Source organism: Salinicoccus halitifaciens (assembly GCF_021026095.1).
Classification (GTDB): Bacteria; Bacillota; Bacilli; order Staphylococcales; family Salinicoccaceae; genus Lacicoccus; species Lacicoccus halitifaciens.
This window is the reverse complement of the sequence record NZ_JAJNCU010000001.1, coordinates 710,201-736,916: the sequence shown is the minus strand read 5'-3', so window position 1 is coordinate 736,916 and position 26,716 is coordinate 710,201. Positions and strand designations below refer to the sequence as shown.

Sequence of the window (26,716 nt, the reverse complement as noted above, 5' to 3'; positions counted from 1 at the left end):
GAGGATGTGCCGGAATTACCGGAAGTTGAATTAGTCAAAAGGGAACTGTCGACTGTACAGGGCCTGACGATAGAGCGCGTCGAAGTGTCGGAGAAGGTCACCCTGGGCCATAACGCCGGGAAGCTGACGGTCGTCAAGGAACCGGTCGATGTGTTCATGAAGAATACGGAAAATATGAAGATCATTTCCCTCGGGCGCCGCGGGAAGTATTTATACTTCATCCTTCAAAACGGCGACCGGGTGAAATATCTGATCGGGCATCTCGGGATGAGCGGGGCGTTTTTCCACCTCGACAGCCTGGATGATATCGTCGAGTATAATTTCAGGAAGCACTGGCAGGTCATATTCCGCCTCTCGGACGGCTCTATGCTCGTCTATGCGGATATCCGCCGGTTCGGCGAACTCAGGACGATCGACAGGCTGTCCGACTTCCTGCCTGTCGTCAGGATGGCGCCGGAGTATGACGATGAAGCAGCAGCCGAGCATTTCGTCGGTGCGGTGAGGCATCCGGCCAATGCCGGGAAGGCAATCAAGGCAGTGATAATGGACAGCACCGTCGTGACCGGTGCCGGCAACATCTATGCCTGCGAAAGCCTGTATGATGCCGGTATACTGCCGACGAGGAAGGCCGGGAACGTGTCGGTCAAAAGGCTCCGGGACCTGTTCCAGGCAATCGTGGATGTTTTCGAGCTGTCTTTATCCCAGGGCGGTTCGACGATATCCGACTACCGGAGCTCCACCGGCGGAAGCGGTGAGATGCAGAACCGTTTCAAAGTCTATCAGCGGAAGATCTGCCCGGAAGGGCACGACATAACAACCAAAGTCATTGCCGGGCGCAATACATTCTACTGTACGAAGTGCCAGCGGTAGGCTTTCAGGAGAGGATTGCAAATGTATAAAGTGATCGGTTTGACAGGCGGCATTGCGAGTGGCAAGTCCACGGCATCCGCTTACATAGAGGAACAGGGTTTCAAAGTGCTGGATGCGGATGTGTATGCACGGAAGGTGACCGAAAAGGGGAGCCCCGGCTACCAAAGAATCATCGAAGCATTCGGCACCGGCATACTCGATGAGGACGGGAACATCGACCGGCCCGCACTCGGCCGGATCATCTTCAACGATCCGGACGAACGGCAGAAACTCAATGACATATCCCATCCGGAAATCCGGCGGATGATGAATGCGGACAGGGATGAGTATGTGAAAGAAAACCATGTCTTCCTGGACATTCCGCTGCTTTTTGAAAACGGCCTGGATGAACAGTGTGATATGACCGTCACCGTCTATGTGACGGAGGAAAACCAGATGGAGAGGCTGATGGCGAGGAACGGGCTCACGAAAGAGGATGCTGCAGCAAGGATCAAGAGCCAGATGCCCCTTTCCGAGAAGAAAAAGCTGAGCGACCGGGTATTCGACAACAACGGTGATAAAGCGGAACTGTTCAGGCAGATTGATGAATTCCTGAAAGAATTACAAAATGATGAAATGTAATAAATAACACTTTTTTAAGAATTTAAATGTGTTATACTATTTATGAAAAAGTATAACTTGAAGGAGATTTATCATGAAAAAAGTTGCGATTAACGGGTTGGGCAGGATCGGCAGAATGGTTTTCAGGATTGCATCGGAATCTGAGCACCTGGAGGTAGTTGCGGTGAATGCAAGCTATCCGGCTGAAACGCTTGCCCATTTGATTAATTACGATTCAACCCACGGGAAGTGGCAGAAACAAGTGGAACCCAAAGAGGGTGCACTGCTCGTTGACGGTCATGAAGTGAAGATCACAAGTGACCGCAACCCTGAGAATTTACCATGGGCCGACCTTGGCGTGGACATCGTCTTCGAGGCGACCGGTAAATTCAATGATGAAGAAAAAGCCTCCGGCCATATCAAAGCAGGAGCCAAAAAAGTGGTCCTCACCGGCCCGACGAAGGGCGGCAGCGTCCAGACGGTCGTCATGGGTGTGAACGATGAGAATTTGAGTGTGGACGACTATACAGTATTTTCAAATGCTTCATGCACAACAAACTGTCTTGCGCCCGTCGCAAAAATACTTGATGATGAATTCGGCATCGTCAGCGGCCTGATGACGACGGTCCATGCCTACACCAATGACCAGAAGAGCATCGACAACCCGCACAAGGACCTGCGCCGTGCACGCTCGGCTGCAGAAAACATCATACCGACTTCGACAGGTGCCGCAAAAGCGCTCGGCGAAGTGCTGCCACAGCTGAAAGGCAAACTTGACGGCATGGCCCTGCGTGTGCCGACACCGAACGTCTCCCTCGTCGACCTCGTGGTGGACCTCGAGAAGGATGTAACGGTGGAAGAAGTGAACGAAACTTTCGAAAAGTATGCTGAAGGCGATATGAAAGGCGTTCTCGGCGTGACCCACGAGCCGCTTGTTTCAAGGGACTTCAATACGGACCCGAGAAGCTCGATCGTCGACGCAAGCCTCACCATGGTCATGGATGACAACAAAGTCAAAGTGCTCGCATGGTACGACAACGAATGGGCGTACTCTAAGCGCACTGTTGAGCTTGCTGAAAAAATCGCAGAAAAATTATAGGTTGTATACAGCCCGGATATCTTCCGGGCTTTTTTATTTCAATCGCTATAGAGAATATATAAAATTTGATATAATATAAAGGAATAAAAACCGAGAGAAGGGGTGATCATTTATGAAATGTCCACAATGCCGGCACAGCAGCTCAAAAGTGGTCGATTCACGCCATACCGATGAAATGGCTGCCATCCGGCGCCGGCGTGAATGTGAAAGCTGCGGATTCCGCTTCACCACATTCGAACGGATAGAAGTCACACCTCTGGTCGTCGTGAAAAAAGACGGGACAAGGGAAGTTTTCAACAGGGATAAAGTGCTCGCAGGGCTGCTCCGTGCATGTGAAAAGCGGCCGATACCGTACAAGGAACTTGAAAAGCGCACGGATCAGGTCGAGGCAAGCCTCCGGAACCTGAACAAAGCGGAGATTTCATCAAATGATATCGGGGAGTTCGTCATGCAGGAGCTCATGACCCTTGACCAGGTGGCCTATGTGCGGTTCGCCTCCGTTTACAAGGAGTTCAAGGATATAGATCAGCTGATGGAAGCTTTGAACCAGCTGACAAAAGGCAGTAATAACGATGAACATCAATGACCGGCTGAAACCGAACACCGAGTTCATCATCTACCGCCCGATGCGCCTCGGTGCCGATCATATGGCCTGCCTTAATGAGCTCTATATGCCGCTGATCGGACCGGATGCTGTGATGGTCTACATCTATATGTTCGAATCGACTGAACATCACTCACCGCTCGCAATCCGCTTCCACAAGGAGTTCATGGACGCACTGTCAGTCCCGTTATCCGACCTGATGACGGTCATCCGCAGGCTCGAAGGCATCGGGCTGCTGAAGAGCTATGTCTCGAATAATGCCCATGAGGACCTGTTCGTCTACGAACTGCTGCTCCCGGTGAGCCCTGCTGCATTCTTCAACGATCCGATGCTCAGCATGTACCTTTACGGAAAAGTGGGCAGTGCACAGTATAAGATCAAAAAGGAGCGGCTCATCTATCCAAAACTCCCGGAAAACATCACGGAAGTGACTTCGAAGTTCACCGAAGTGTTCAACCCGAATAATGATCTCGCCTTCACGCTGCCGAAGGAGAACTTCAAAAAGGAGACGGTCTCATCAGGTATCAATGTGGACCTTGATGATTTCGACTTCGATGTTTTATTCACACATCTGAAGGGCACCATCATAGACCGCAAATACTTCACGAAGGACATCCGTATGCTGATCGTGAAGCTCAGTGTGCTGTTCGGCCTGAATGCATATGACATGAAGAACATACTGCTCAAATCGACTTCGAACTACCACGGCATCGATGCGGCGAAGCTCAAATATGAAGCGAGGAAGTACTTCCAGATGGAGTCGAAGAAGGTCAGTCCCGTGCTTGAGGCATCGGCCGACAAAGGCACCGGACCGGAGAAGACAGAGGAAGATGAATACATCCGCATGCTGAATGAGACGAATCCGATCGACCGCCTGCGGGACCTCCGGCAGGGCATGCCGACGGACACCGAATTGAAGCTCGTCACCGACATCATCGTCAATACGACGCTCAGCCACGGTGTGATCAACATACTGCTCGAATATGTTTATTTGAAATTGGACGGTGAACTGCCGTATAATTACACGATGACGATTGCGAAGGACTGGGTGGAGAAAGGGTACCAGACGCCGGGTGAAGCGATCGCCTCGATCAAGGAACGCAAGGCGCAGCAGGAGAAGCGGAAGCGGCGTTATGTGCCTTCCGAGCGCCAGGGCGAAAAGGCTCCGAAATGGATGACGAAGAAGAAAGATGCACCGGTGGAGCAGAAGCAGCCGGAAAAAGAAGTGAAGCAGTCCGGCGGTGTGAAGAAGACTGCAAAAGACGACCCGGAATTGCAGAAAATGATAGAGGAATTCAGAAAAAACAGGTGATATCATGGAGCCGATCAATCAATTCATTAAAAATAACAGGAAAATAGAAGAAAATAACGAGCGGATCTATCAGGAACTCATCCGCAACCCGAAGATAGTGGGGCTGATCAATGATGCGGAAAATCCGCTGACCGCTTCGATGATCAAAAACGACCTGATCACCTTGAAGCATTATGCAGATCAGCCGGTCGAATGCAGTGAAAACAGCGCAGGCGGATGTGACAACCATCCCGACGGCTACATCATCAACATCGATATCCGGAACGGACGGGCGAACATGTTCTACACCCCTTGCCCGATCAAAGTGAGGAACGATGAATTCAAGAAGCGCGAAAGCCTGATCCAGTCGTATCACGTGCCTGAAGACATCAAGAACGCGACGTTCGATACGATCTACCTCGATGAAAATTCCAACCGGGGCGACGTGCTGAGAAAAGCGATCCAGGTGACGGAAGCGGTCGCTTCCGGTGAAAATTACCGGGGGCTCTACATCCACGGGGAGTTCGGCATCGGCAAGTCCTATATACTCGGCTGCATTGCGAACGAACTGAAGGAGAAGGCCGTCTCATCCCTGATCGTCTATGTGCCTGAAATCATCCGTGACCTGAAATCCGGCTTCCGGGACGGCACCACGGACGAAAAGTACAGGGCCATCAAAAGTGCGCATGTCCTCATACTGGATGACCTCGGAGCGGAGGATGTGACTCCGTGGGCGCGTGATGAAGTGATCACCGGCATACTGCATTCCCGCATGGTGGAAAAGCTGCCGACATTCATCAGCTCCAACTTCTCGATCAATGATCTCGAGTACCGTTATGCACGGACGAAGGAGAACGGCATAGAAGAAACGAAGGCGCGCCGGATGACGGAGCGTATCCGCGCCCTGTGCGAAGAGGTCCAGCTGACGGGTGAGAACTACAGGACAAGGTGAGTATTGCATTCACCACAGCTTTAAAGTATAATTAATCTGTAAATTTCATTGATTAAATTCCAAGGACGAGACACTTTCGTGTTTTTTCAAAGAGAGCGCATCATCTGCTGAAAGATGTGCATCAAACCGACTGTTGTTACTACCTTTTGATCTGCCGGTTAATACCCGGCCGGTTCGGACCGTTATATCCGGACTTGAGATGATGGGCATTTGCCCGTCATGAATCAGGGTGGTACCACGGTCATTCCGTCCCTCTAACTTATTTAGAGGGGCGTTTTTTATATTATGGGAGGATGAGCATGATGACAGAAGCGATTAAAATCAAATTTCCGGATGGCAATGTGAAGGAATACGACTTCGGCGTGACGCCGGAAGAGGTTGCGGCGTCAATCAGCCCGGGGCTGAAGAAAGCGGCGGTCGCCGCCAAAGTGGACGGCGAAATGTACGACCTGCGCCGGCCGATCGAATCAAGCAGTGATATCGAGTTATTCACAAATAAGAATGAAGAGGGACTTGAAGTGCTGAGGCACTCGACGGCCCACCTGATGGCCCAGGCATTGAAGCGGCTCTACGGCGATGTGAAGTTCGGCGTCGGCCCGGTCATCGAGGAAGGGTTCTACTACGACTTCGATATGGAGGAGAGCATCTCCACGGAGGATTTCCCGAAAATCGAAAAAGAGATGCAGCGCATCGTCGATGAAAATGTCGAGATCGAGCGCCGCGTGCTCTCACGTGATGAAGCGAAGGAGCTCTTCAAGGATGACCCTTACAAGCAGGAACTGATCGAGGCGATCCCTGAAGATGAAAGCGTCTCTGTCTACTCACAGGGTGAGTTCACCGACTTATGCCGCGGGGTACATGTGCCGACGACATCGAAGATCAAGTCGTTCAAGCTGCTGTCCACGGCAGGTGCGTACTGGCGCGGTGATTCGGACAACAAGATGCTCCAGAGGATCTACGGCACTGCGTTCTTCAACAAGAAAGATTTGAATGCATACCTACAACTGCTCGAAGAGCGTAAAGAGCGTGACCACCGCAAGATCGGCCGCGAGATGAAACTGTTCCAGAACAGCCAGGAAGTGGGCGCGGGACTGCCGCTCTGGCTGCCGAACGGCGCGACGATCCGCCGCGAGATCGAAAGGTACATCGTCGATAAGGAGATCGCGCTCGGATACGATCATGTGTACACCCCAATCATGGCGAACGTCGACCTGTACAAGACGAGCGGCCACTGGGATCACTACCATGAAGACATGTTCCCGCCGATGGACATGGACGGCGAGGAGCTCGTGCTCCGTCCGATGAACTGCCCGCATCATATGATGATCTACAAGAATGAAAAGCATTCCTACAGGGAACTGCCGATCCGTATCGCGGAACTCGGCATGATGCACCGGTATGAGGCGAGCGGCGCGGTCAGCGGCCTGCAGCGTGTGCGCGGCATGGTGCTGAATGATGCCCACGTGTTCGTGAGACCCGACCAGATCAAGGAGGAGTTCATCCGCGTTGTGCAGCTCATCATCGAAGTGTATAAGGACTTCGGCATCGAGGATTATTCCTTCCGTCTGAGCTACCGTGATCCGGAAGACACCGAGAAGTATTTCGACGACGATGAAATGTGGCAGAAGGCGGAAGCGATGCTGAAGGAAGCCGTCGATGAGATGGAACTTGAGTACGTCGAAGCGGAAGGCGAAGCGGCATTTTACGGCCCGAAGCTCGATGTGCAGGTGCAGACGGCACTCGGCAAGGAAGAGACGCTCTCGACCGTACAGCTCGACTTCCTGCTGCCTGAGAAATTCGACCTGACTTACACCGGCAGTGACGGGGAAGCGCACCGTCCGGTCGTCATCCACCGCGGTGTCGTCTCCACAATGGAACGGTTCGTTGCATTCCTGACTGAAGAATACAAGGGTGCCTTCCCGTTATGGCTGGCACCACAGCAGGTGGAGATCATCCCGGTCAACCTCGACCTTCACTATGACTACGCAAGGGCCATCCATGACGAGATGAAATCACACGGCGTCCGCGTCCATATCGATGACCGTAATGAAAAGCTCGGCTACAAAATCCGCGATGCGCAGATGCGCAAAGTCCCTTACCAGGTCGTCATCGGTGATAAGGAAATCGCAGAGCAGGAAGTGAACGTCCGTAAATACGGCGAAGAGAAACAGAACACCTTCGAGAAGGAAGAATTCATCTGGCACCTCGTCGATGAAATCAGGCTCAAAAAAGTTTGACAAAATAAGATGGAACCTGTATAGTAGTAAGAGTTGATAAGAACGGACAAGAAGAAGCACCCGCTTCTCACCCGCAAACGCCTTTAAGGCAGTGACCGGGTTTCAAAAATACAGCACACATATGTGATAAGAAGTATGTGGGAGAATGTATTGATGGTGATCAGCGGGTGCATTTATATGCACCCGCTGTTTTTTGTTCGTCTTAAATATTTTGGAGGTGTCAAAGATAGCAAAAGACCAGACAATAATTAATGATCGTATTCGCGCCAAAGAGGTTCGATTAATTGCACAAGACGGTGAACAGCTCGGTGTCAAACCGACTAAAGAAGCTATGGAAATGGCAGAACGTGTGGAATTGGATTTAGTCTTGGTTGCACCAAAAGCCAAGCCGCCTGTCGCCCGTATCATGGATTACGGCAAGTACAAGTACGAGCAGCAGAAGAAAGACAAAGAAGCACGCAAAAAGCAGAAGACAATCAACGTAAAGGAAATCAGACTGTCCCCGACAATCGAGGAGCATGATTTCAATACGAAGTTGAAGAATGCGAAGAAGTTTATTGCCAAAGAAGATAAAGTTAAAGTTTCCATACGTTTCCGTGGCCGTGCAATCACCCATAAAGATATCGGTCGGAAAGTATTGGAACGTTTTGCTGAGGAACTCAAAGATGTTGCGACAGTCGAGCAGAGACCTAAGATGGAAGGCCGTTCCATGTTCCTGGTTGTTGCACCCATCACAGAAAATAAATAACCATTAAATTCGGAGGTCAGAAAAATGCCAAAAATGAAAACACACAGAGGTTACGCAAAGCGCGTTAAGAAAACCGGTACAGGTAAATTCAAACGTGGCAGAGCATTCACAAGCCACTTATTCGCAAACAAGACGACAAAACAGAAGCGTCATTTAAGAAAGGCGACACTTGTTGCCAAAGCAGATTCTAAAAGACTGAAACACCTACTGGCACGCGCCAAATAATACACATTTTCAAGGAGGAATAAGCGATGACACGTGTAAAGAACGGATTGACGTCACGTAAGAGACGTAAAAAAGTATTAAAACAGGCTAAAGGGTACGTCGGTTCCAAGAGTACTCTCTTCAGAACAGCAAAACAACAGGTAATCAAATCAGGTCAGTATGCATACCGTGACCGTAAAAATAAAAAGCGTGAATTTAGAAAGCTCTGGATCACACGTATCAATGCAGCAGCACGTCAAAACGACATCAGCTACAGCCGTCTGATGAACGGACTGAAAGTTGCCGGCATCGATGTGAACAGAAAAATGCTTTCAGAAATCGCGATTTCTGACGAAGCGGCATTTGCTGAACTTGCAAACAAAGCAAAAGACGCTCTTGCTAAATAATTAATATAATATATAGGTATTGGAACCCCGCTGAACAGATGCAGCGGGGTTTTTCTTATGGATTTTTTGGGGGCGGCCGATTTGGATTCTGCCGGGGCACAGCCGAAGTGTTAATTATATGGCACTTCGATTAAGTCAGGCCAATTCATGAAGATAATCGAATATCACCTCAATATTCGATTAAGTTGATGAAATCTATGAAGTTAATCGACTTTGGCCCCTGAAATCGATTAAGTTGGATGAATTCCAAGAAGATAATCGAATATCATCCCTAAAATCGATTAAGTGAGAAAAATTGGTGAAGATAATCGACTTTCAGAATCATTCCTCTAAAAAATGTAAGCGCAGCCATCCATGATATAGCCAAAAGCTATATCAGGCTATGAAGAAATACTGTTATTCTATATCTCATATACATGATAGTATTTATCCAATACATAAATTGGAGTGGTGGTCATGACAAAGGTAAATACTAAAAACATATATCGTGCCGATCAGGTGGGGAGCCTCCTCAGACCTGAGAAAATCAAGAATGCAAGACGCAAACTTGAAGCGGGGGAGATTACCGCAGACGCGCTCAGACAGATTGAGAACGAGGAAATAAAGAGAGTCGTCGAGAAGCAGAAGGAAGCGGGCCTTGGCGCCGTCACGGATGGTGAATTCCGCCGTGCATGGTGGCATTTCGATTTCCTTGAAAACCTGACGGGTGTCGAAGGTTACTGGAGTGGCGACGGCATCCAGTTCCAGGGAAAGCAGACGAAGTCGCGTGCAATCAGAGTCACCGGTAAACTCGGCTTCGATGATCATCCTTTCCTGGAGGACTTCAAATTCCTGAACGAGCAGGCAGGGGAGCACACGGCAAAAGTGACGATCCCGAGCCCGAGCATGCTGCACTTCCGCGGTGAAGTGGACCCGGCGGCCTACCCGGATGAGGCAGTCTTTTTCGAAGATCTTGCCGCGGCATATAAAACGGCGATCGGGAAATTTTATGAGGCTGGCTGCAGATACCTGCAGCTGGATGATACGGCCTGGGCCTACCTCTGTTCTGATGAGCAGAAAGAGAAGCTTAGGGAAAAAGGCCTCGATCCGGAATACCTCGTCGAAAAATATCTTGAGACGATCAACAATGCAGTGGCGGACCGTCCGGATGATATGACGATCACAATGCACATATGCCGCGGGAACTTCCGTTCCACATGGATTTCATCAGGCGGCTATGAGCCGGTGGCTGCAGAAATTTTCGGAAAGCTCAATATCGACGGTTTCTTCCTCGAATATGATACGGAGCGTGCCGGCGGATTCGAACCGCTGCGTCATGTCAACCGGGATGACCTGACGATCGTCCTCGGCCTCATCACTTCCAAGCACGGTGAACTGGAAGACAAGGAGGAAGTGAAGCAGCGCATCGAGGAAGCGTCCAAATATGTGCCGCTCGATCAGCTTGCGCTTAGTCCGCAGTGCGGCTTCGCCTCGACAGAGGAAGGCAACCTGCTGACGGAGGAAGAACAGTGGGAAAAGATCAGGCATGTCGTCCAGATCGCAGAGGAAGTATGGTCATAAACAGCCGATAAGCCGATAAATTTTTATATCAGGAGGGGTTAATGTGCGGAAAGTGCAAGTGGAAGAGGCCATCGATAAAAGCCGCTTCAATAAATTTCATCTGCTCGTGTTTCTATGGTGTTTCTTTGCCATCGCTTTTGACGGATTCGATATCGCATTATATGGAATAGGACTTCCGCACATGATGGAGGACTTCGGTCTATCCGCTGCCGAAGGCGGTGCCATCGGGAGCTATGCCCTGATCGGCATGATGCTCGGCACTTTCGTGCTCGGTTCCTTCTCTGATGTCATCGGCAGGAAACGCATACTGATCATCTGCCTTGTGCTCATCAGTGTATTCAATGCACTCGCGGGTCTTGCGACAAGTGCGGCTATGTTCCTTACATTCCGTTTCATCGGTTCCATCGGGATGGGCGGCCTCATGCCGGTGGTGATCTCATTCATGAGTGAATACTCACCGAAGAAGAACCGGGCACTGACTGTCGCAATGATGTACACCGGCTACTCGATCGGTGCCATCATCGCCTCGGTCACCGCAATCTACTTCATTGAGAGCCTGGGCTGGCGGTTCATGTATTTACTGAGTGCCTTGCCGCTCCTTGCCTTGCCGTTCTTGATCAAACAGTTCCCGGAATCGATTTCCTACCACCTGCCGAGAGGGCATAAGGAAAAAGTTGCCGAAATCCTGAACAGGGCAAACCCCGGAGGCAACTACAGCCCGACGGATGAATTCGTGTATACGGCCGCCAAAAAGGATGCGAAGGGACTGCCGATCGGGCAGTTGTTCACAGGCAACCGTGCAATCACGACCATCGCATTCTGGATCATGGTATTCAGCTGTCTGATGATGATCTACGGCCTGAACACATGGCTGCCGACGATGATGCAGGAATCCGGCTTCAATGTCGCCTCCAGCATGTCGTTCATCATGATACTCGCAGTCGGGCAGATCATCGGGTCCCTCACCGGCGGCTATATGGTCGACCGGATCGGCCATAAGAATGTACTGCTCACGATGTACCTGCTCGGCGCGGTGTGTTTCGTCGCCTTGAGCATCACGCAGCAGCCGCTGCTCATCTATGTGCTGATCGCCATCGGCGGGGCATGTACGGGCGGTACGCAAAATCTGGTGAACCCTTACATCAGCGCATTCTACCCGTCGGATATCAGGGGAACCGGCCTCAGCATGGCCGTCGGCATCGGCAGGCTCGGCTCCATCACCGCACCGGTCTTGATCGGTCTGGTACTTATGACGAACCTGGAGCCGCAGACTGCATTCATGGCATTCGCCATACCAAGCCTCCTCGGCGGCACTGCATTATTGTTCGTCCGTGAAAGAAGCGGTAAGACGGTGCAGACTGCAGCCCCCGTTGCCGGAGAGTCTTAAAATAAAAAATTCATCAAGTATACAAGTGGCTTCCTTTATATATAGGAAGCCACTCTTTAATTTGTCAGGTCAGACTAAAATCCCATTATACCGAATCATTATAATGAATGTTTAAAATGTAAAAAGAAGGTAATGGTTTCATAACAGTACTAAAGGGGGAGTCGTTATGAAAAGTTCAAATTATCTGATTATATTCATTTTGGGTATCATTGCCGCTGTCATTCTGATATACCTGTTCGGCAACCCATTTACATGATTTTCCGGAGCGGCCTGAAGGCTGCTCTTTCATTTCTGAGGGTTATTGCCACAGGTACTTCAACGGATGAAAATGCGATTACATCTGGCAATTTTTTTATTCTAGTTGGCTCATGCCCTTGCATTCGGCATCGTTCTTTTATACCATACTTTGTGAGTATGAAATATATGCCATCAATTATGGAAGGTGAATGTGATGAATAAAAAGCTCTCACTATTATTGCTGCCGGTGCTTCTGCTGCTTGCGGCCTGCACGGATGACGGGGATGTGGATCCGGAAGCGGAAGAGGGGACGGACGGCGAAGCAACAGGCGGGGATTTCGTCGTCTCCTACGGAAGCGATCTGACATCCCTTGATCCTCACGCGACAAGTGACCTGCCGTCCGATCAGGTCAACACGAACATTTATGAAACGCTGCTCACGCAGGATGAGGAGATGGAGATCGAGCCGCTCCTCGCCGAGGACTGGGAGCAGACGGATGACAATACATGGATCTTCCACCTGCGTGAAGATGTGACATTCCATGACGGCAGCGCGTTCAATGCAGACGTGGTCAAGGCGAATTTCGACCGTCTGTTGGATCCTGCGACCGCATCAGCAAGGATGAACCTGTTTGAAATGATAGAGGAAGTGGCGGTCATCGATGAGTATACGGTCGAGATCACCACTGAATATCCATTTGCACCGCTCCTCAATCATCTGACAAGTGATGGTGCGAGCATGATCAGCAAGGAGGTCATCGATGAAGATTACCAGTCCGCCCTTGATTCAGCAGGTCTCGATATGACTGTGGAAGACTATTATGACTTGAGGGAAGCCGGCGGTGAGGATTATGAAGATGTAGTGGACGACATCTCCGGTGAAGTGGGGAGCGTGGTGGAACAGCAGCCCATTGGCACGAACTATGCCCGATTCGAAGAACGCAGCCCCGGTGAAAGCACGACATTATCGAGGTTCGACGACTACTGGGGCGGGCCGATGAATCTGGATACAGTGACCTATAAGGTCGTCTCGGAGACCGGCTCAAGGATCGCAGAACTTGAGACGGGCGACTCCCATATGATCGGCGGATTCGAACCGAACCACCTGCAGCGTATTGAAGACAATGCGGAAACCGAGCCTTATACGCTTTACAATATCGCGACGGAATTCATTGGATTCAACACGCAGAAAGAACCCTTGGATGACAAGAGGGTGAGGCAGGCGATTTCGCATGTCGTGGATAAAGAAGAAATCATCAATGGTATATACAGCGGCACAGGCAGGATACCTGCAGGGCCCATCCAGCCCGAACTGCTCGGACATGACGAGGACCTGGAAGGAATTGAACATGATGTGGAGCGTGCGCAGGAACTGATGGCGGAAGCGGGTTATGAAGACGGCTTTGACATCACCATCATCACCAATGACGCGCCGGAGCGTGTCGATGTCGCAATCTACCTGCAGGAAGCACTGCAGGAGATCGATGTGGATGCGACCGTCGACCAGCTGGAATGGGGCGCCTACCTTGAAGAGACCGGCACGGGAGATCATGATATATTCATCCTCGGCTGGCCGAACCCGACGGGTGACCCGGACCAGTCCGTATGGCCGCTGTTCCATTCATCAATGGAAGGCAGCCAGGGCAACCGCACCTTCACCGATGATGAAAGAGTCGATGAACTGCTTGAAGCGGGAAGGACGACGACCGATGAGGCAGAACGTGTGGAGATCTACCATGAGCTGCAGGAAGTCCTGGTGGATGAAGCACCGATGATCTATATGAGGCAGGCGCTCAGCATGAACGCCCAGCGCAGTGACGTGGAAGGATTGTACATCAACAATTATAATAAACCGGATTTCCGTAATGTGACTTTAAGTGAATAAAACAATTTGAAACAGTTAAACCCACCAGTCTATGCTGGTGGGTTTAACTTTGATCAGAATTTTTAAAAGTGTTCAGCTGTTTCAATCCAGCGCATCCGACACTTTGACGATCTGTTTGCCTAAGTTCTCTCCGGTGAATAAATTCCTGAATGCCTTCGGCAGCTTATCAAAGCCTTCCTCAATGGAGACTTCGGATTTGATCTTCCCTTCTTCTATCCATTTCGCGAGCTGCTCGCTGGCGTTTTTGGCATCATCCTTGAATTGGCCGACGAGGAACCCCTGCATCAGCGCCTGTGATTTAATCAGCTTGGTCTGTACGCGCGGGCCGTTGTCTTCTTTGCTGTTGTAGGCCGAAATTGCACCGCATACTGGTATTCTGGCAAAACGGTTCAAATGGTTGAACACCTCATCCGACACGGAGCCGCCGACATTTTCGAAATACACATCTATCCCGTCAGGGACAGCTTCAGCAAGCCTTTCGGCATAATCATCGGCCTTGTAGTCGACACCTTCATCGAACCCGAGATTGTCGGTGAGGTGCTTCACTTTTTCAGGACCGCCTGCAATACCGACGACTCTTGCGCCTTTGATTTTGGCGATCTGTCCGACGACGGACCCCACGGCACCGGATGCTGCCGAGACGACGACGGTTTCGCCTTCCTGAGGCTTTCCTATATTCAATAAACCACCGTAGGCGGTGTGTCCCGGCATGCCGAGCGTGCTGAGGTATAAATACAGCGGCACTTCCGTCGACGGCACTTTATCGACCGAATCTGACGGGACGGTATTGAATTTCTTCCATGGCAATGCCCCCGTCACGACATCCCCGCTTTCAAAACCGTCCGCATTGGATTCTGCGACTTTGCCGACAACATGGCCGGCCAGCGGCTCATCGATCTTGAACGGTTCCGCGTAGGACTTTGCATCGTTCATCCTTCCGCGCATGTATGGATCGACTGATATATAGACACTTTCTATCAGCAGTTCCCCGACACCGGGTGAGTCCGTTTCAACTTCTTCATATCTGAAAACTTCATCGCCGGGCACCCCGTCCGGGCGCTTAGCCAAAACAATTTGTTCATTCTTCACGATAATCCCCCTCTAAAAATATGATCATAATTTCATAAAAACAGGCCACTTGTGTGGCCTGTGAACCGGATTGATAATTTCTGTTTGGGTCTATGCTGCCCTGCATGCTTCGGCGCATCTGAAGCACGCTTCGGCACAGCGCTGGCAGTGGTCATGGTCATGCTTCTCACATTCCTGGCCGCATGCTTCACAGATGGTCGCACAAACTTGCGTGAGTTCGGTCACGAACGGTGAATCCCTCGTGATCGCCTGTTCAAGATAGGAACATATATCCGCACATTCCCTGTCCATGCGTATACATTCAGCCATCATGCCCACATCATCTTCCTTCAGGCATGCGTCATAACAGTTGTTGCATGCCTCCATGCATTCATGCACCACCTGCAGCAGCTTCTCATTTGCTTGAGCCATATCGAATCCTCCTTGAAATATTTATGGATTTAAATTCCATGTTCCCTTTGATGGCAGAAATTAAACAGCCGGCGACACCTCCCCGCAGCTTAAAGATGGCAGGATGGGTGCTGCATGCGGCAAAACTGTCGCAAAATTCAATCATTGTCTGATATCATTAAAGGGATTGAAGTCCGCTTAAAAAAGAGTATGCGGAAGGGGGATGAGATACATAATGAAGAAATCCGTGATCGTCTTACTCGGCATCTCCGTCGTCTGCATCGCGTTTGCCGCAATTTTCGTAAAGCTTTCAGGGGCACCGGCAAGCATCATCAGCATGTACAGGATGTTCTTCGCAAGCCTCCTGCTGCTGCCGGTCGTCTATAAATACAGGCAAGAGTTCCTGAAATTGACGGTGCGGGAGTGGGGGGCGCTGATTTTTGCAGGGTTGTTCCTCGCCATGCATTTCGGCTTCTGGTTCGAATCCCTGCATCTGACGTCTGTGGCAAGTTCGACGGTCATACTTGCACTGCAGCCGATCATTGCGATGGTGGGGGCGTACCTGGTCTATAAAGAGAAAGTGAGCCTCAGGGCGGCGGTTTCGGTGTTCATCTCATTCCTCGGGGTCGTCCTCATCAGCTGGGGGGATTTCAGTTTTACGGACTTGAGCGCCATCACCGGCAACTTCCTTTCATTCCTCGGCGCGGTGGCCGTCGTATGCTACTTCATGATCGGACAGAATGCGGTGCGCAATCTTAAACACTGGGTCTACAGTTTCATCGTATTCGCCATTGCCGGTGTATTTTTATTGATCTACAACATCATCACCGGGACCGCCCTGACGGCATACCCGCCGGTGGAGTGGCTGTTATTCATACTGCTTGCGATTTTCCCGACCATTGCACACGTCATATTCAACTACCTGCTGTATGATGTGAGCCCGACCACCGTGTCCATGGCCATGCTGCTTGAACCTGTGGGCGCATCCATACTCGCCTTCTTCATATTGTCGGAAACACTGGGGCCCCTTCAGCTAACGGGTGGAATGATCGTGCTTATCGGTGTCTACATCTTCCTTTGGAGTGAACGGCGGGAGGAATATGCAAAAACTTAAGCAATGGAGTTATTTATTGTGCAGTGCCCTCGGATCACGAATGATTTCATCAATATACGGGTATGAAAGTTAAGATAAGGATTTTCTATCTTAATGGAGGTGCACTATGAAGAGTCATTTTCGTCTGATCGTCCTCGGCGGGGGTGCCGGGGGCATATCGACTGCAAGCCGCATATTGAGCAAGAAGAAAGATTTGAAAAATGAAGTACTCATCATAGAGCCGGGTGATTACCACTTCTTCCAGCCGGGCTGGCCGCTCGTCGGCAGCGGGGAAGTGAAGAGTGAGGCGACGAAGAAACCGATGGAGAAGGTCATCCCGAAAGGTGCCAGGTGGATGAAGGCCTTTGTTGACAGTGTGGATCCGGTGAAGCGTGAAGTGACTGCAGGCGGTAAGACCGTGAGCTACGATTTCCTGATCGTCGCGATGGGTCTTGAGCTTGATTTTGACGCCATCAAGGGTGCGAGGGAGTCACTCGGCAAAAACCGGGTGTGTACGAATTATGTCTATAATTTAGTGGACTACACTTATGAATCCCTGAAAAGTGTAAGGACAGGGAATATAGTTGTGACGAAACCACTGTCCCAGATCAAAGGCGGGGTCTCGGCGGAAAATTCCATATTCACGATGGATGACTTCGTCAAAAAGCACGAACGCGATGTCAATGTCGTCTTCAGAAGCGGGCGCCCGGAAATATTCGAAGTGAAGAAATACAGCGACAGCCTGGTCGAACAGCTTGAAAAGAAGAATATAGATTATAAGCTGAATGAAGAGCTGATCGAGGTAAGGGGCAGGGAAAAAGAAGCAGTCTTCCAAAATCATCAGACCGGTGAGACACATGTCGTGCCTTTTGAAATGCTCGTCATTACACCGCCGATGCACGGCCCGGATGCTTTGAAGGGGTCCGGACTGCTGGACGCGGAAGGGTGGGTGGACGTCGATCCCCATACGATGATGCACAAGACTTATACGACGGTCTTCTCTTTGGGGGATGCTTCCAATCTGCCGACGGTGAAGATGGGCGGTGCCGTGAGGCAGCAGCTGCCGATACTCGTAGACAATCTGATCCAGCGCATGAATGATGAAGATCCGACCCATATGTATGACGGCAAGACCGCCTGTCCGGTCGCGACGGAATACGGTGAACTGATCCTGGCTGAGTTCGGCTACGATAAGATTCCAAAAGAGACGACGTTCCTGGATCAGTCGGATGATAAGAAGCTCTTCTATCAGTTCAAGAAAAACATGCTGCCGTATATGTACTGGTACGGCATGCTGAACGGAAAATCATAAAAAGATAGCATTTCATCCAGGAAAGTGACTCGAATCATTTAAAACCTGAATTAAAAAGCCCTGTCCGGTCGATTCCCGGGCAGGGCTTAAAAAGTATCAAATATCAGGAATACATTTCACTCTTATCTTCTGTCCGTATCATCAAGATCCCTTGTATCAGCGCCTGTGCGCGTATCAACATCTACAGGTTTGTTTTTTGTGGAGCCTGTTGTAGGGTCGACTTCCTCGGACATACCAGTGGTCCTTGTATCAGTGCCTGTGCGTGTGTCGGCATCCATAGGCTTGTTTTTAGTGGAACCCGCTGTAGGGCCGACTTCCTTGGATTCGTTGGATATACCGGCAGTCCTGGCATCAGCACCTGTCGTCCCGGTTGTTCTGTCAGCGTCTGTGCGCGTCGTACCTGTCCCCGTCACTCTGTTGGTGTCCTCAGCGCGTTCATGATGATCGTTGATATGACCAAAGAACTTTAAGGAGTACAGAGCTGCGAGACCGACCAGGATGTAGACTATTTTGGCACCGATGTTCTCCTGACTTCCAAAGATGGAGGCTACAAGGTCGAATTCAAACAATCCCACCAGAAGCCAGTTCAAGCCGCCTATGATCACAAGTGCCAAAGCAGCCATGTCCAATGCTTTCATAAATTCTCCTCCTTATTATTTCATGTTACTGAAAGTATTCCCTCATAATAAGGCGCTAAACGCCAATATATTTATTTAGCTTATAAATCAAGACGTCAAAAGAAAAAAACCGTCCCACTGGACGGTCGTCTCCCTATTGCATTTCCTCGATTGATTTTGCTTCGGTATGGGCGATCGGCTGCCATTCGACATCTTTGAAAAGAGCTGTAAGGGCAATCGGTATATAAGTCAGCATGAAAAGCGGGAAAGTGAAAGTGTAGGCCACTTTTTTCCACCCGGCACAATGGACTTTACTCCTCTCACTCATCATCGTGATGGCACCTATGATGAAGAGCATGAGGTAAATCCACGAGATGGTGCCGAGGAATGCAGTGGATGTCGCCAGTATGATCGCCTTGTTGCCATCGAGATCCCAGATCAGCAGACCGGCAAGGAAGAAGAAGCCGTTGATGGCGACGCTGAAAAAAGTGAGCAGCAGGGCGGGCATGATGGTCATTGCCATATCAAAGCATGAGAAGCTGTTGCCTTTGCCGCTGAAGATGCCTTTGGCCCAGCGCATCCTCTGCCTCCAGGACTGATTGAAGGTGACGGGCTGTTCATCGTAGAACATGGCATCGCTGTAGCCGATCTTCTCGCCCCTCAGCACCTGGGAAACCGTGAATTCGATATCCTCCGTCAGCAGGTGATGCACCCAGCCGCCGTTCTCCCGGAATACATCCGCACCGACGAGGAAGCCGGTGCCGGAGATTGCGCCGCTGTTATTCAGCTGCATCCTCGGCCGGTTGACGTATTCCGCCTCGTGCAGGAACCAGATGGAATAGCCGGAGGAAATCCAATTCGTGTCGAAGTTTTTGGAGTTCCTGTAGCTCGTGACGATCCTGTAATCCCGGTTGAAGGTGTCGTTCATCTTCGCCACATAGTTTTCCTCGAGGAGGTTGTCGGCGTCGAAGATGAAAAAGCCGTCGTACTGCCTGTCGGAGTATTCATCTTCGATGATTCCGAGCATGTGGTCCAATGCATAACCCTTGCCGACCTTCTTATCATTGAAACGTTCCCTGACGATTGCGCCCGCCTTTTCTGCCACTTCTGCCGTATTGTCAGTGCAGTTGTCAGCAATCACGAATATATCGATGTTTTCAGCGGGATACTTTTGATTTTTGATGCTTTCGATGAGCTGTCCGATGACGAGGGCTTCATTCCTTGCGGCGATGATCACGGCGTATTTATTGAAATGGGAGACGGAGACGGCTTCAGGGCGGTGCCGCCTTTTCGCCCGGATTGCGACCAGTATATAGATGATTTTATAACTGTACAGCACAGTGAAGAAGATGAGCATGAATGTATTCAGGTAAGTGATGAAAGTGACTGCATTGTCCATTGTATGACCTCCATTATTGAAGAACTGATTGTGTAATGTACAGGTATGTATTGTGTTGGATGGAACATACTGACGAAATGGACAATATTAAAATTATTATGATATTTTATTTCGAAAACGATATAAAGTGTTGAATGGGTATTTATCCGCATAAAGGTGTAGTTTAATATAGAACACCTTTGATATGCTCTCAATTATTAATTAATTATAGTCGGATTTTCCTGAATAGCAAGTTTAATATACATTATGCATATTAATTTTATAAAATTTAAATGAAATAATATTCCATTTAAGGTGATTGGTTTCCATGAATCCGTGAAATTCATTGACTCGGGAAGTGAATTATGGAAACCTTGAAGAAGAACAACCATACATGGAAAGGGGTTTACATATGTTTGAAGTGACGGGTACATTAATTGTCATTATAGGCATCATCGCCCTGCTGCTGATCGCCGCGGTCGGCTGGTATCTCTTCATGAAAGCGAGATACCGCACGGTGCCTTCCAACGAAGCACTGATCGTCACGGGTCCGAATCTCGGAGACGAGACGAAGGAGACCAATATATACAAAGACGATCAAGGACGTTATATGAAAGTCATCCGCGGCGGCGGGCACAGGTTGAAACTGTTCCAGACAGGGACGAGGGTCTCGCTGAAATCATTCCAGCTGCAGATCTCGACGCCGAAAGTCTACACACTGGAAGGCGTCGGCATCTACGGTCAGGCGGTGGCGACCGTCAAGGTGGCCGATGACCTGGACGGCATCGTCAAATATGCCGAGCAGTTCCTCGGCAAGGAGCAGGAGGATATCGAGCATGAGATCTCCGAAGTGCTGAACTCGAATCTCCGTGCGATATTATCCAAAATGACGGTCGAACAGATCAATAAAGACCGTGAGAGCTTCAACGAGCAGGTGCGTGAAATCGCACAGGACCAGCTGAACCGGATGGGCTTCAAAATCACATCACTCGGCTTATCCGACCTCAGGGATGATGAGAATTACCTTGAAAACCTGGGTCGTCCGCAGATTGCCAGGGTCAAGAAAGAAGCGGAGATCGCGGAGTCCGAAAACAGGCGTGAAACGGAAATCCAGCAGGCGAAGGACAACGAGGACATCTCCAATGAACAGTATAAGCGGGAGATGAACATCGCAGAGAGCCGTAAGGAAAAGGATCTCAAAGATGCGAAGATTCTTGCTGAAACAGAGAAGGAAAATGCGGCCGCGAGGGCAGCGGGTATGCTCGAGGAGGAAGAACGCCGCCTGGAAGTCGAAAGGCAGCGTCTTGAAATCCGCGAACAGGAGAAGCAGAACGAATTGAAGCTCCGCCAGATGGAACGTGAAAACGACGTCGAGCTTGAACGTCAGCAGGTCGCCATCAGAAGGCAGCAGGCCGAGGCGGACTACTATGCACAGACGAAAGAAGCTGAAGCAAGGGCGGAAGCCCGCATGGCCGAAGGTAAGGCCGAAGCGGAAGTCATCAGGGAGAAGAGCCTCGCCGAAGCAGAAGCGATCGAGCGCCGTGCGAAGGCGATGGCCGAGCATAAGGATGTCATCATCCTTGAGCAGCTGATCGCAATCATGCCTGAATTCGCAAGGGCCGTGAGCGAATCCCTGAGCAATGTGGAATCCATCCGCATCCTGGACAGCGGCAAGGGCGAGCAGATAAACTCACTGCCGAACACCGTCACCGGCACGATGGCAAAACTCCAGGAAAGCATGGGGCAGATGACAGGTTTTGACCTCGAAGGCTTCCTGAATAACTTATCCACTTCAGCCGGACAGGGCGAAGCGGAGTACAGGGAAGTGGAGGATGACGGTACGGACAGTGAGGAATCCGCATCCGAAGACACCGGAGAAGCAGAGGCTGCGGACGCAGAAGACGGCCTGGAGCCGCCGGCTGAAGACCGTCCGGAAACCGATCCGGCAGACGATTACTATAAGGATTATTAAAGAAATGACTCTTCGGAGTCATTTTTTTATTGGTTTGCAGCCATAGTGCCATGGGCTTACAGGCTGTTAATTTCACCTTAAAGGTCGAATCACGTACACTTATATAAAGAAAAAAGCAGGAGTGAACGAATATATGATGAAACAGTACTACAGCGATGTCATCCAATTTAGAGGCACACATTACGATTTCGGTTATCATCAGGGGATGATGCTCAGGCATTCATCCATACTGCCGAACCGTGAACGTCAGTGGAAGCCCCGGCAGCATCGCCACTTCATAGTGGATGAAAATAGATTCATCAAAATAATGACCAGCCTTTCCCCGATGATTTTAGAGGAGATTGAAGGCCTTGCCGATGCTCTCGGAATGGAGGCGGAGGAAGCGATCCGCCAGTTCGGGGGATTTTATATGGAATATGTCACGAGCGGCTGCTCGATCTTCACCGGCGACGACTTCATGATCCGTAATTATGACAGCCATCCGAAAGGCTATGAAGGCCGGTATACATTCTACCAGCCGACCGACGGGGGCTATGCGGTGATCGGCCCGTCGATGCAGATTACAGGCCGCATTGACGGCATGAATGAAAAAGGGCTTGCGATGGGATACAACTTCACCCACAGTAAAAAATCCGACGATGGCTTCATATGCAACATGATCGGGCGGCTGATCCTTGAAAACTGCGCCGATGTACATGAAGCGGCCGAACTGTTGAAGGAGATCCCGCACAGGCATTCATTCAGCTATCCGATACTGGACCCGAGCGGCATCTCATATGTCGTCGAAGCGTCTCCCCGGAGGGTCGTCATAAGGGAGGCGAATGTATGTACCAACCATTTCCACATATTGAATGAGGAGAACCGGTACCGCCAGGAGGAGACACGCGGGCGTGAGGAGAGGATTATGGCCCGCCAGCAGGATGCAGGCAATGCATATGAGTCATATAAAGTCATGAACGACCCTGCATACGGAATATTTTCAAATAAATACGACGCCTCTGCCGGAACGATCCATACTTCAGTTTATTTCCCGAGGGAATTGAAGGCATGGTTTGCGATGGGCCCGGACCGTGAGCCGGTCATATTCGATTTCGGCAGGTGGCTCTCCGGGGAAGACGTGTACGTGAAACAGATCAAAGGCATGCTGGAGTTCGACCGGCCGTTCGTCAATATGGGCTGATTGCAATTGATTAACAAAGTCCCTTACAGGGAAGACTTAGTTAACGCATCTTACGATAGGAGTGGTTGATCAATGGCTAAAACAGTCGGGGAATTTTTATTCGACACTTTGAAGGAAGAGGGCATCACTGAAATTTTCGGCGTGCCCGGGGATTTCAATTTTTCCCTCCTCGATACACTGGAGGATTATGAAGGCATCGACCTGATCGATAACCGGAATGAACTGAATGCGGGGTATGCGGCGGACGGATATGCACAGGTGAAGGGCATCGCTGCAATGATCACGACATTCGGCGTCGGTGAACTGAGCGCATCCAATGCCGTCGCCGGAGCATACAGTGAAAATATACCGGTGATACACATTGCCGGTTCCCCGGACCTCGAGACTCAAGAGTCGGGTGAGAATGTCCACCATACTTTGATGGACGGCAATTTTGAAGTGTTCAGACATATGTATGAACACATCACCGCCTATGCCGTTAAAGTGACGAAAGACAATGCAGGGTTCGAGATCCCGAAAGCGGTCCGCATCGCAAAAGAAAAGAAGAAGCCGGTCTATATCGATATTCCGATCGATCAGGTGACGGAACCGGTCGGGGAGATGGAGACTTCGGAATCTGAAGAAAAGTCGGACGATAAAAACCTTGAATCTGCCCTCGCGCATGCGAAGGAACGTATGAAGGGTGACACGGTGATGCTCGTCGATTTCAATACGCTGCGTTACGGCCTCGAGCCGGAAGTGCAGTCGCTTGCCGAGGCGCTCAATGTGCCGGTGGCACAGATGATGCAGGGGAAGGGCGGTTTCAATGAGCAGCATCCCCAGTACATCGGCATGTACGGCGGTGCATTCGGCGACTCTGAAGTCCAAAAGATCGTCGAGGAAGCCAACTGCATCATCGCTGTCGGTATGCTCTGGTCCGACTTCAATCTCGCAAAATACACCGCAGACCTCGACACCGGGAAGATGATCATCATCCATCCGCATTCAGTCGAGGTCGCGGGTGAGAAGTATGACGGCATCCAGGCAACAGATGCTCTGGAAGCACTTCAGAAATCCGGTTATCGGAGGGAAGGGGAAGTGGAGACGCTGCCTTCCATCTACGATGATATCGCCGGCGGACCGGAAGAGGAAATTGCGGCGGAGTCCTATTACCCGCGCTTCCAGAGGATGCTTGAAAAAGATGATATACTCGTCGTCGACACCGGCACGCTTTCCTACGGCATGAGCCAGGTGAAGCTGCCCGAAGGCGCAACATTCGTCTCCCACGGCGCATGGCAGAGCATCGGCTACGGCACACCCGCTGCACTCGGCGCTTCAGCAGCAGCAGACCGCCGTGTACTGCTCTTCATCGGCGAAGGCGCCTTCCAGTTCACGGCCCAGGAACTGAGCACCATCATCGACAAAGGCTATCAGCCGATCATATTTTTACTGAACAACCAGGGCTATACGATTGAACGGTATTTGAACACGGAACGTCCTTATGCCGACTATAATGATGTGCCCAAGTGGGATTATATGACTTTGATCGACGGTTTCTCCGCTGCTGGAGAAGTGTTCAAGGCCAGTGTGCGGACGAACGGCGAGCTGGATGAAGCGATTGAAAAGGCTGAAAGCTTCGATGGCGTATCCTTTATAGAGCTCGTCGTCACCGATCCCATGGATGCACCGCTGTATCTGCATAAATTAAGGGAATACGCAAAAGATGATTAAAACATTCAATAAACTTAAAAAACACCCTTACGAGGGTGTTTTTTAAGTAATGTCATATTATTTTACGATCAGGACAGGGGTGTTCACACGTTTTGCCACCTTATGGGTGACATGCCCGAGCACGTGTTTCAGTTCCCTTCTTGCACGCTGGTTGCTCATGACGACGATCTCGTAATCATTTTCATTGATTTCCCGCAGCAGTTCAGTGATGACACGGCCTGTTTTGATCACTATATTGTAATTCACATCCAGCTTGTCAAGTTCATCCGTGAACGGCTTCAAGTCCTCCACTTTATCTTTCGTGATGTCGTCAAAATGCTTGCCGTGATACTTCACGTTATCCGCCATTTCATTTTCCGACATGATATGGAATATCGTGACCACGGCTTCCGGGTCTCCGTTCGTGAGTTTAGCCAGCTGTTCTGGAATATTGTAGAAAGTGTTGCCGAAATCGAAAGGCAGTAAAATCTTTTTGTACATATTCACACATCCTTTTAATTCTTAAAATATTGCCTAAATTAAAAATATCAGTTTTTACGTATCTATGCCATCCTTTATATATATTAGATTACCATTTAAATTGATTGTAAAACCTAATCCTCACAATTTCTGTGGCGTTTAAGCCCGGTGAGGCCGGGTAAGCCTCTAATGAGGCTAAATCCATAGGGGGTGTAAGATTGTTCAGCTTGAAACTGAGGTATTTCAGGATACTGGCCGTTTTTTTATTTTTGGGAGTTTTAGGGTTAATCTATTTCCTGAATCCGGAGTTGATGTCGATGGGTTTCTTCATCACCGCAGTGATCATTTATGTGGTGCTCGATTTCATCATCAGCTCGCTCATCGTCCGCAGCAGGCGGTCCGACGGTGAAAGATGACAGGTAGCGTTTTGCCTCCTTACGCTCAGCCAATGATCCGGTTGCCGCCCTGTCTCTGGGCTGCGACCAATTTTTCCGTGACCGTGTGGATCAGTTCACTGACCGTCTCACCTGGTACATATTCAGCGACACCGCCGCTGATGGTGATGTCGCGGGGCACTTCAAATACGGTGTTCATGACAGTCTTCCTCACTTTTTCAGCCAATGCGTAAGCTTCCTCTTCACGGGTATCATCAAGCAGAATCATAAATACCGTCTCCCGGTAGCGCCCCGCGAAATGATCCTCACCGGCCGCATCTTTAATGATCTTCCCCGTCGTCTTCAAGATGTTTTCACTCATGAAGACGCCGAGTTCCTCTTCGTATTTTGCATAATCGTCAACGCGCAGCACGATGATGGACTGCGGATCCTCCCTTTCTTTCAAATAGGAAAGCTCCAGGAGCACACCCTGTCTTGCATACAGGGAAGTCAGTGCATCAATCCTCATCTGGCTTCTCAGTTTGCTGTTCTTCACCTTCAGCTGTTCTTTTTCCTCTTCTTCGTCCGTCACGTCGAACACGATGCCTTTTAAGAAGAGAGGCGCACCATCTTCCGTCCGTTCCGTGACTTTTCCGCGGTCCTGGTAGACTTTCCATGAGCCATCCTTTGCCTGGATGCGGTATTTCACTTCCCATACGGGTATCTTCCCCTCCAAATGATCACGCATCATCTGCATGACATGTTCGTAATCATCCGGATGCAACTTTTCGGTGAAAAACTCGTACGGCACCTTTTCCGGCAACTCCTCCTCAGTGTAGCCGAGGGCTGTTGCCTTCATCGGGTTGTATGTAACTTCATTGATCGTGAAATCCCAGAACCACTGCCCGAGATTGCCCGTCCAGCCGAACTCCAGCTTCTCAGTTTCGTGGAAGGTCGCCAGCAGCTGCTTATTCAGACGCTTCAGTGAATCGATTTCCCTGATCAGTTCTTCTTTTGAGTACTCTGTGTCGCTTTGCATCATGTGCCTCCTGTGAAGTCTT

General features: G+C 50.2%; 25 protein-coding genes. 19 read left to right on the top strand and 6 right to left on the bottom strand.

Going from position 1 to position 26,716, the window contains the following annotated elements:
- Window positions 1-6 precede the first annotated feature (6 nt).
- The 13 genes from mutM to LPW40_RS03655 all read left to right on the top strand — a co-directional run bounded on the left by mutM (window position 7) and on the right by LPW40_RS03655 (window position 14,081).
- Complete coding sequence (mutM, locus tag LPW40_RS03715) at window positions 7-870, top strand: DNA-formamidopyrimidine glycosylase (RefSeq protein ID WP_230820865.1); 864 nt, start codon at window positions 7-9, stop codon at window positions 868-870.
- A 21-nt stretch (window positions 871-891) separates the two neighbouring features.
- Window positions 892-1,491, top strand: a complete 600-nt coding sequence (gene coaE, locus LPW40_RS03710) for a dephospho-CoA kinase (RefSeq protein WP_230820864.1) — start codon at window positions 892-894, stop codon at window positions 1,489-1,491.
- A 70-nt stretch (window positions 1,492-1,561) separates the two neighbouring features.
- Entirely contained in the window at window positions 1,562-2,569 is a 1,008-nt protein-coding gene (locus LPW40_RS03705; protein ID WP_230821072.1) for a glyceraldehyde-3-phosphate dehydrogenase, read from the top strand.
- Window positions 2,570-2,681: 112 nt separating this feature from the next.
- Window positions 2,682-3,155: a transcriptional regulator NrdR gene (gene nrdR, locus LPW40_RS03700; protein ID WP_097039260.1), complete on the top strand. Its 474-nt coding sequence runs from the start codon at window positions 2,682-2,684 to the stop codon at window positions 3,153-3,155.
- Window positions 3,142-4,485 (top strand): replication initiation and membrane attachment family protein, encoded by a 1,344-nt coding sequence (locus tag LPW40_RS03695; RefSeq protein WP_230820863.1) that lies wholly within the window; start codon window positions 3,142-3,144, stop codon window positions 4,483-4,485. The genes nrdR and LPW40_RS03695 overlap by 14 nt, the downstream gene beginning before the upstream one ends.
- A 4-nt stretch (window positions 4,486-4,489) precedes the next feature.
- Window positions 4,490-5,416 (top strand): primosomal protein DnaI, encoded by a 927-nt coding sequence (gene dnaI, locus LPW40_RS03690; RefSeq protein WP_230820862.1) that lies wholly within the window; start codon window positions 4,490-4,492, stop codon window positions 5,414-5,416.
- Between the two features lie 302 nt (window positions 5,417-5,718).
- Window positions 5,719-7,653 carry a threonine--tRNA ligase gene (thrS, locus tag LPW40_RS03685; protein ID WP_230821071.1) on the top strand — a complete coding sequence of 645 codons (1,935 nt, stop codon included), beginning with the start codon at window positions 5,719-5,721 and terminating at the stop codon, window positions 7,651-7,653.
- A gap of 217 nt (window positions 7,654-7,870) precedes the next feature.
- Window positions 7,871-8,401, top strand: coding sequence for a translation initiation factor IF-3 (gene infC, locus LPW40_RS03680; protein ID WP_230821070.1), 531 nt, complete (start codon window positions 7,871-7,873; stop codon window positions 8,399-8,401).
- Between the two features lie 24 nt (window positions 8,402-8,425).
- Entirely contained in the window at window positions 8,426-8,626 is a 201-nt protein-coding gene (gene rpmI, locus LPW40_RS03675; protein ID WP_230820861.1) for a 50S ribosomal protein L35, read from the top strand.
- Between the two features lie 26 nt (window positions 8,627-8,652).
- Window positions 8,653-9,012: a 50S ribosomal protein L20 gene (rplT, locus tag LPW40_RS03670; protein WP_097039250.1), complete on the top strand. Its 360-nt coding sequence runs from the start codon at window positions 8,653-8,655 to the stop codon at window positions 9,010-9,012.
- Between the two features lie 456 nt (window positions 9,013-9,468).
- Window positions 9,469-10,572 (top strand): 5-methyltetrahydropteroyltriglutamate--homocysteine S-methyltransferase, encoded by a 1,104-nt coding sequence (locus tag LPW40_RS03665; protein ID WP_230820860.1) that lies wholly within the window; start codon window positions 9,469-9,471, stop codon window positions 10,570-10,572.
- 43 nt (window positions 10,573-10,615) lie between these two features.
- Window positions 10,616-11,959 (top strand): MFS transporter, encoded by a 1,344-nt coding sequence (locus LPW40_RS03660; protein WP_230820859.1) that lies wholly within the window; start codon window positions 10,616-10,618, stop codon window positions 11,957-11,959.
- A gap of 451 nt (window positions 11,960-12,410) precedes the next feature.
- A complete protein-coding gene (locus LPW40_RS03655; protein ID WP_230820858.1) occupies window positions 12,411-14,081 on the top strand; it encodes a glutathione ABC transporter substrate-binding protein in 1,671 nt (556 codons plus the stop codon).
- An 81-nt stretch (window positions 14,082-14,162) separates the two neighbouring features.
- Here LPW40_RS03655 and LPW40_RS03650 read toward each other — a convergent pair whose 3' ends face one another.
- Complete coding sequence (locus LPW40_RS03650; protein WP_230820857.1) at window positions 14,163-15,170, bottom strand: NADP-dependent oxidoreductase; 1,008 nt, start codon at window positions 15,168-15,170, stop codon at window positions 14,163-14,165.
- A gap of 90 nt (window positions 15,171-15,260) precedes the next feature.
- A complete protein-coding gene (locus tag LPW40_RS03645) occupies window positions 15,261-15,581 on the bottom strand; it encodes a four-helix bundle copper-binding protein (protein WP_230820856.1) in 321 nt (106 codons plus the stop codon).
- 214 nt (window positions 15,582-15,795) lie between these two features.
- On the opposite strand from LPW40_RS03645, the gene LPW40_RS03640 reads away from it, so the two are divergent.
- Together LPW40_RS03640 and LPW40_RS03635 are read left to right on the top strand one after the other, a co-directional pair.
- Window positions 15,796-16,674, top strand: coding sequence for a DMT family transporter (locus LPW40_RS03640; RefSeq protein WP_097039229.1), 879 nt, complete (start codon window positions 15,796-15,798; stop codon window positions 16,672-16,674).
- Between the two features lie 106 nt (window positions 16,675-16,780).
- Window positions 16,781-17,965 carry an NAD(P)/FAD-dependent oxidoreductase gene (locus tag LPW40_RS03635; RefSeq protein ID WP_230820855.1) on the top strand — a complete coding sequence of 395 codons (1,185 nt, stop codon included), beginning with the start codon at window positions 16,781-16,783 and terminating at the stop codon, window positions 17,963-17,965.
- 122 nt (window positions 17,966-18,087) lie between these two features.
- Here LPW40_RS03635 and LPW40_RS13715 read toward each other — a convergent pair whose 3' ends face one another.
- Together LPW40_RS13715 and LPW40_RS03625 are read right to left on the bottom strand one after the other, a co-directional pair.
- On the bottom strand, window positions 18,088-18,603 hold the full coding sequence (locus LPW40_RS13715; protein ID WP_097039225.1) for a DUF378 domain-containing protein: 516 nt from the start codon (window positions 18,601-18,603) through the stop codon (window positions 18,088-18,090).
- Window positions 18,604-18,736: 133 nt separating this feature from the next.
- Complete coding sequence (locus tag LPW40_RS03625) at window positions 18,737-19,981, bottom strand: glycosyltransferase family 2 protein (protein ID WP_230820854.1); 1,245 nt, start codon at window positions 19,979-19,981, stop codon at window positions 18,737-18,739.
- A gap of 391 nt (window positions 19,982-20,372) precedes the next feature.
- Here LPW40_RS03625 and LPW40_RS03620 point away from each other — a divergent pair, with 391 nt between their 5' ends.
- From LPW40_RS03620 to LPW40_RS03610, 3 genes are all read left to right on the top strand, one after another.
- Complete coding sequence (locus LPW40_RS03620) at window positions 20,373-21,932, top strand: flotillin family protein (protein WP_230820853.1); 1,560 nt, start codon at window positions 20,373-20,375, stop codon at window positions 21,930-21,932.
- A gap of 136 nt (window positions 21,933-22,068) precedes the next feature.
- A complete protein-coding gene (locus LPW40_RS03615; RefSeq protein ID WP_230821069.1) occupies window positions 22,069-23,112 on the top strand; it encodes a C45 family autoproteolytic acyltransferase/hydolase in 1,044 nt (347 codons plus the stop codon).
- A 72-nt stretch (window positions 23,113-23,184) separates the two neighbouring features.
- A complete protein-coding gene (locus LPW40_RS03610; RefSeq protein WP_230820852.1) occupies window positions 23,185-24,822 on the top strand; it encodes an alpha-keto acid decarboxylase family protein in 1,638 nt (545 codons plus the stop codon).
- Between the two features lie 57 nt (window positions 24,823-24,879).
- Here the strand turns inward: LPW40_RS03610 and LPW40_RS03605 are convergent, their stop codons facing one another.
- Entirely contained in the window at window positions 24,880-25,302 is a 423-nt protein-coding gene (locus LPW40_RS03605) for a universal stress protein (RefSeq protein ID WP_230820851.1), read from the bottom strand.
- 197 nt (window positions 25,303-25,499) lie between these two features.
- Between LPW40_RS03605 and LPW40_RS03600 the strand changes: the two genes are divergently transcribed.
- A complete protein-coding gene (locus LPW40_RS03600; protein WP_230820850.1) occupies window positions 25,500-25,697 on the top strand; it encodes a hypothetical protein in 198 nt (65 codons plus the stop codon).
- A 25-nt stretch (window positions 25,698-25,722) separates the two neighbouring features.
- On the opposite strand, the gene LPW40_RS03595 is transcribed toward LPW40_RS03600, so the two are convergent.
- Complete coding sequence (locus LPW40_RS03595) at window positions 25,723-26,694, bottom strand: sensor domain-containing diguanylate cyclase (RefSeq protein WP_230820849.1); 972 nt, start codon at window positions 26,692-26,694, stop codon at window positions 25,723-25,725.
- Between the last annotated feature and the right edge of the window lie 22 nt (window positions 26,695-26,716).

What these genes read in the sequence shown, in the direction of transcription:
- LPW40_RS03625 (WP_230820854.1), bottom strand. Translation starts at nt 19,981, where the DNA reads ATGGACAATGCAGTCACTTTCATCACTTACCTGAATACATTCATGCTC.
- LPW40_RS03620 (WP_230820853.1), top strand. Translation starts at nt 20,373, where the DNA reads ATGTTTGAAGTGACGGGTACATTAATTGTCATTATAGGCATCATCGCC.
- coaE (WP_230820864.1), top strand. Translation starts at nt 892, where the DNA reads ATGTATAAAGTGATCGGTTTGACAGGCGGCATTGCGAGTGGCAAGTCC.
- LPW40_RS13715 (WP_097039225.1), bottom strand. Translation starts at nt 18,603, where the DNA reads ATGAAAGCATTGGACATGGCTGCTTTGGCACTTGTGATCATAGGCGGC.
- rplT (WP_097039250.1), top strand. Translation starts at nt 8,653, where the DNA reads ATGACACGTGTAAAGAACGGATTGACGTCACGTAAGAGACGTAAAAAA.
- nrdR (WP_097039260.1), top strand. Translation starts at nt 2,682, where the DNA reads ATGAAATGTCCACAATGCCGGCACAGCAGCTCAAAAGTGGTCGATTCA.
- LPW40_RS03655 (WP_230820858.1), top strand. Translation starts at nt 12,411, where the DNA reads ATGAATAAAAAGCTCTCACTATTATTGCTGCCGGTGCTTCTGCTGCTT.
- LPW40_RS03695 (WP_230820863.1), top strand. Translation starts at nt 3,142, where the DNA reads ATGAACATCAATGACCGGCTGAAACCGAACACCGAGTTCATCATCTAC.
- LPW40_RS03595 (WP_230820849.1), bottom strand. Translation starts at nt 26,694, where the DNA reads ATGCAAAGCGACACAGAGTACTCAAAAGAAGAACTGATCAGGGAAATC.
- rpmI (WP_230820861.1), top strand. Translation starts at nt 8,426, where the DNA reads ATGCCAAAAATGAAAACACACAGAGGTTACGCAAAGCGCGTTAAGAAA.
- LPW40_RS03640 (WP_097039229.1), top strand. Translation starts at nt 15,796, where the DNA reads ATGAAGAAATCCGTGATCGTCTTACTCGGCATCTCCGTCGTCTGCATC.
- LPW40_RS03605 (WP_230820851.1), bottom strand. Translation starts at nt 25,302, where the DNA reads ATGTACAAAAAGATTTTACTGCCTTTCGATTTCGGCAACACTTTCTAC.
- LPW40_RS03610 (WP_230820852.1), top strand. Translation starts at nt 23,185, where the DNA reads ATGGCTAAAACAGTCGGGGAATTTTTATTCGACACTTTGAAGGAAGAG.
- thrS (WP_230821071.1), top strand. Translation starts at nt 5,719, where the DNA reads ATGACAGAAGCGATTAAAATCAAATTTCCGGATGGCAATGTGAAGGAA.
- LPW40_RS03645 (WP_230820856.1), bottom strand. Translation starts at nt 15,581, where the DNA reads ATGGCTCAAGCAAATGAGAAGCTGCTGCAGGTGGTGCATGAATGCATG.
- LPW40_RS03635 (WP_230820855.1), top strand. Translation starts at nt 16,781, where the DNA reads ATGAAGAGTCATTTTCGTCTGATCGTCCTCGGCGGGGGTGCCGGGGGC.
- LPW40_RS03615 (WP_230821069.1), top strand. Translation starts at nt 22,069, where the DNA reads ATGAAACAGTACTACAGCGATGTCATCCAATTTAGAGGCACACATTAC.
- LPW40_RS03665 (WP_230820860.1), top strand. Translation starts at nt 9,469, where the DNA reads ATGACAAAGGTAAATACTAAAAACATATATCGTGCCGATCAGGTGGGG.
- dnaI (WP_230820862.1), top strand. Translation starts at nt 4,490, where the DNA reads ATGGAGCCGATCAATCAATTCATTAAAAATAACAGGAAAATAGAAGAA.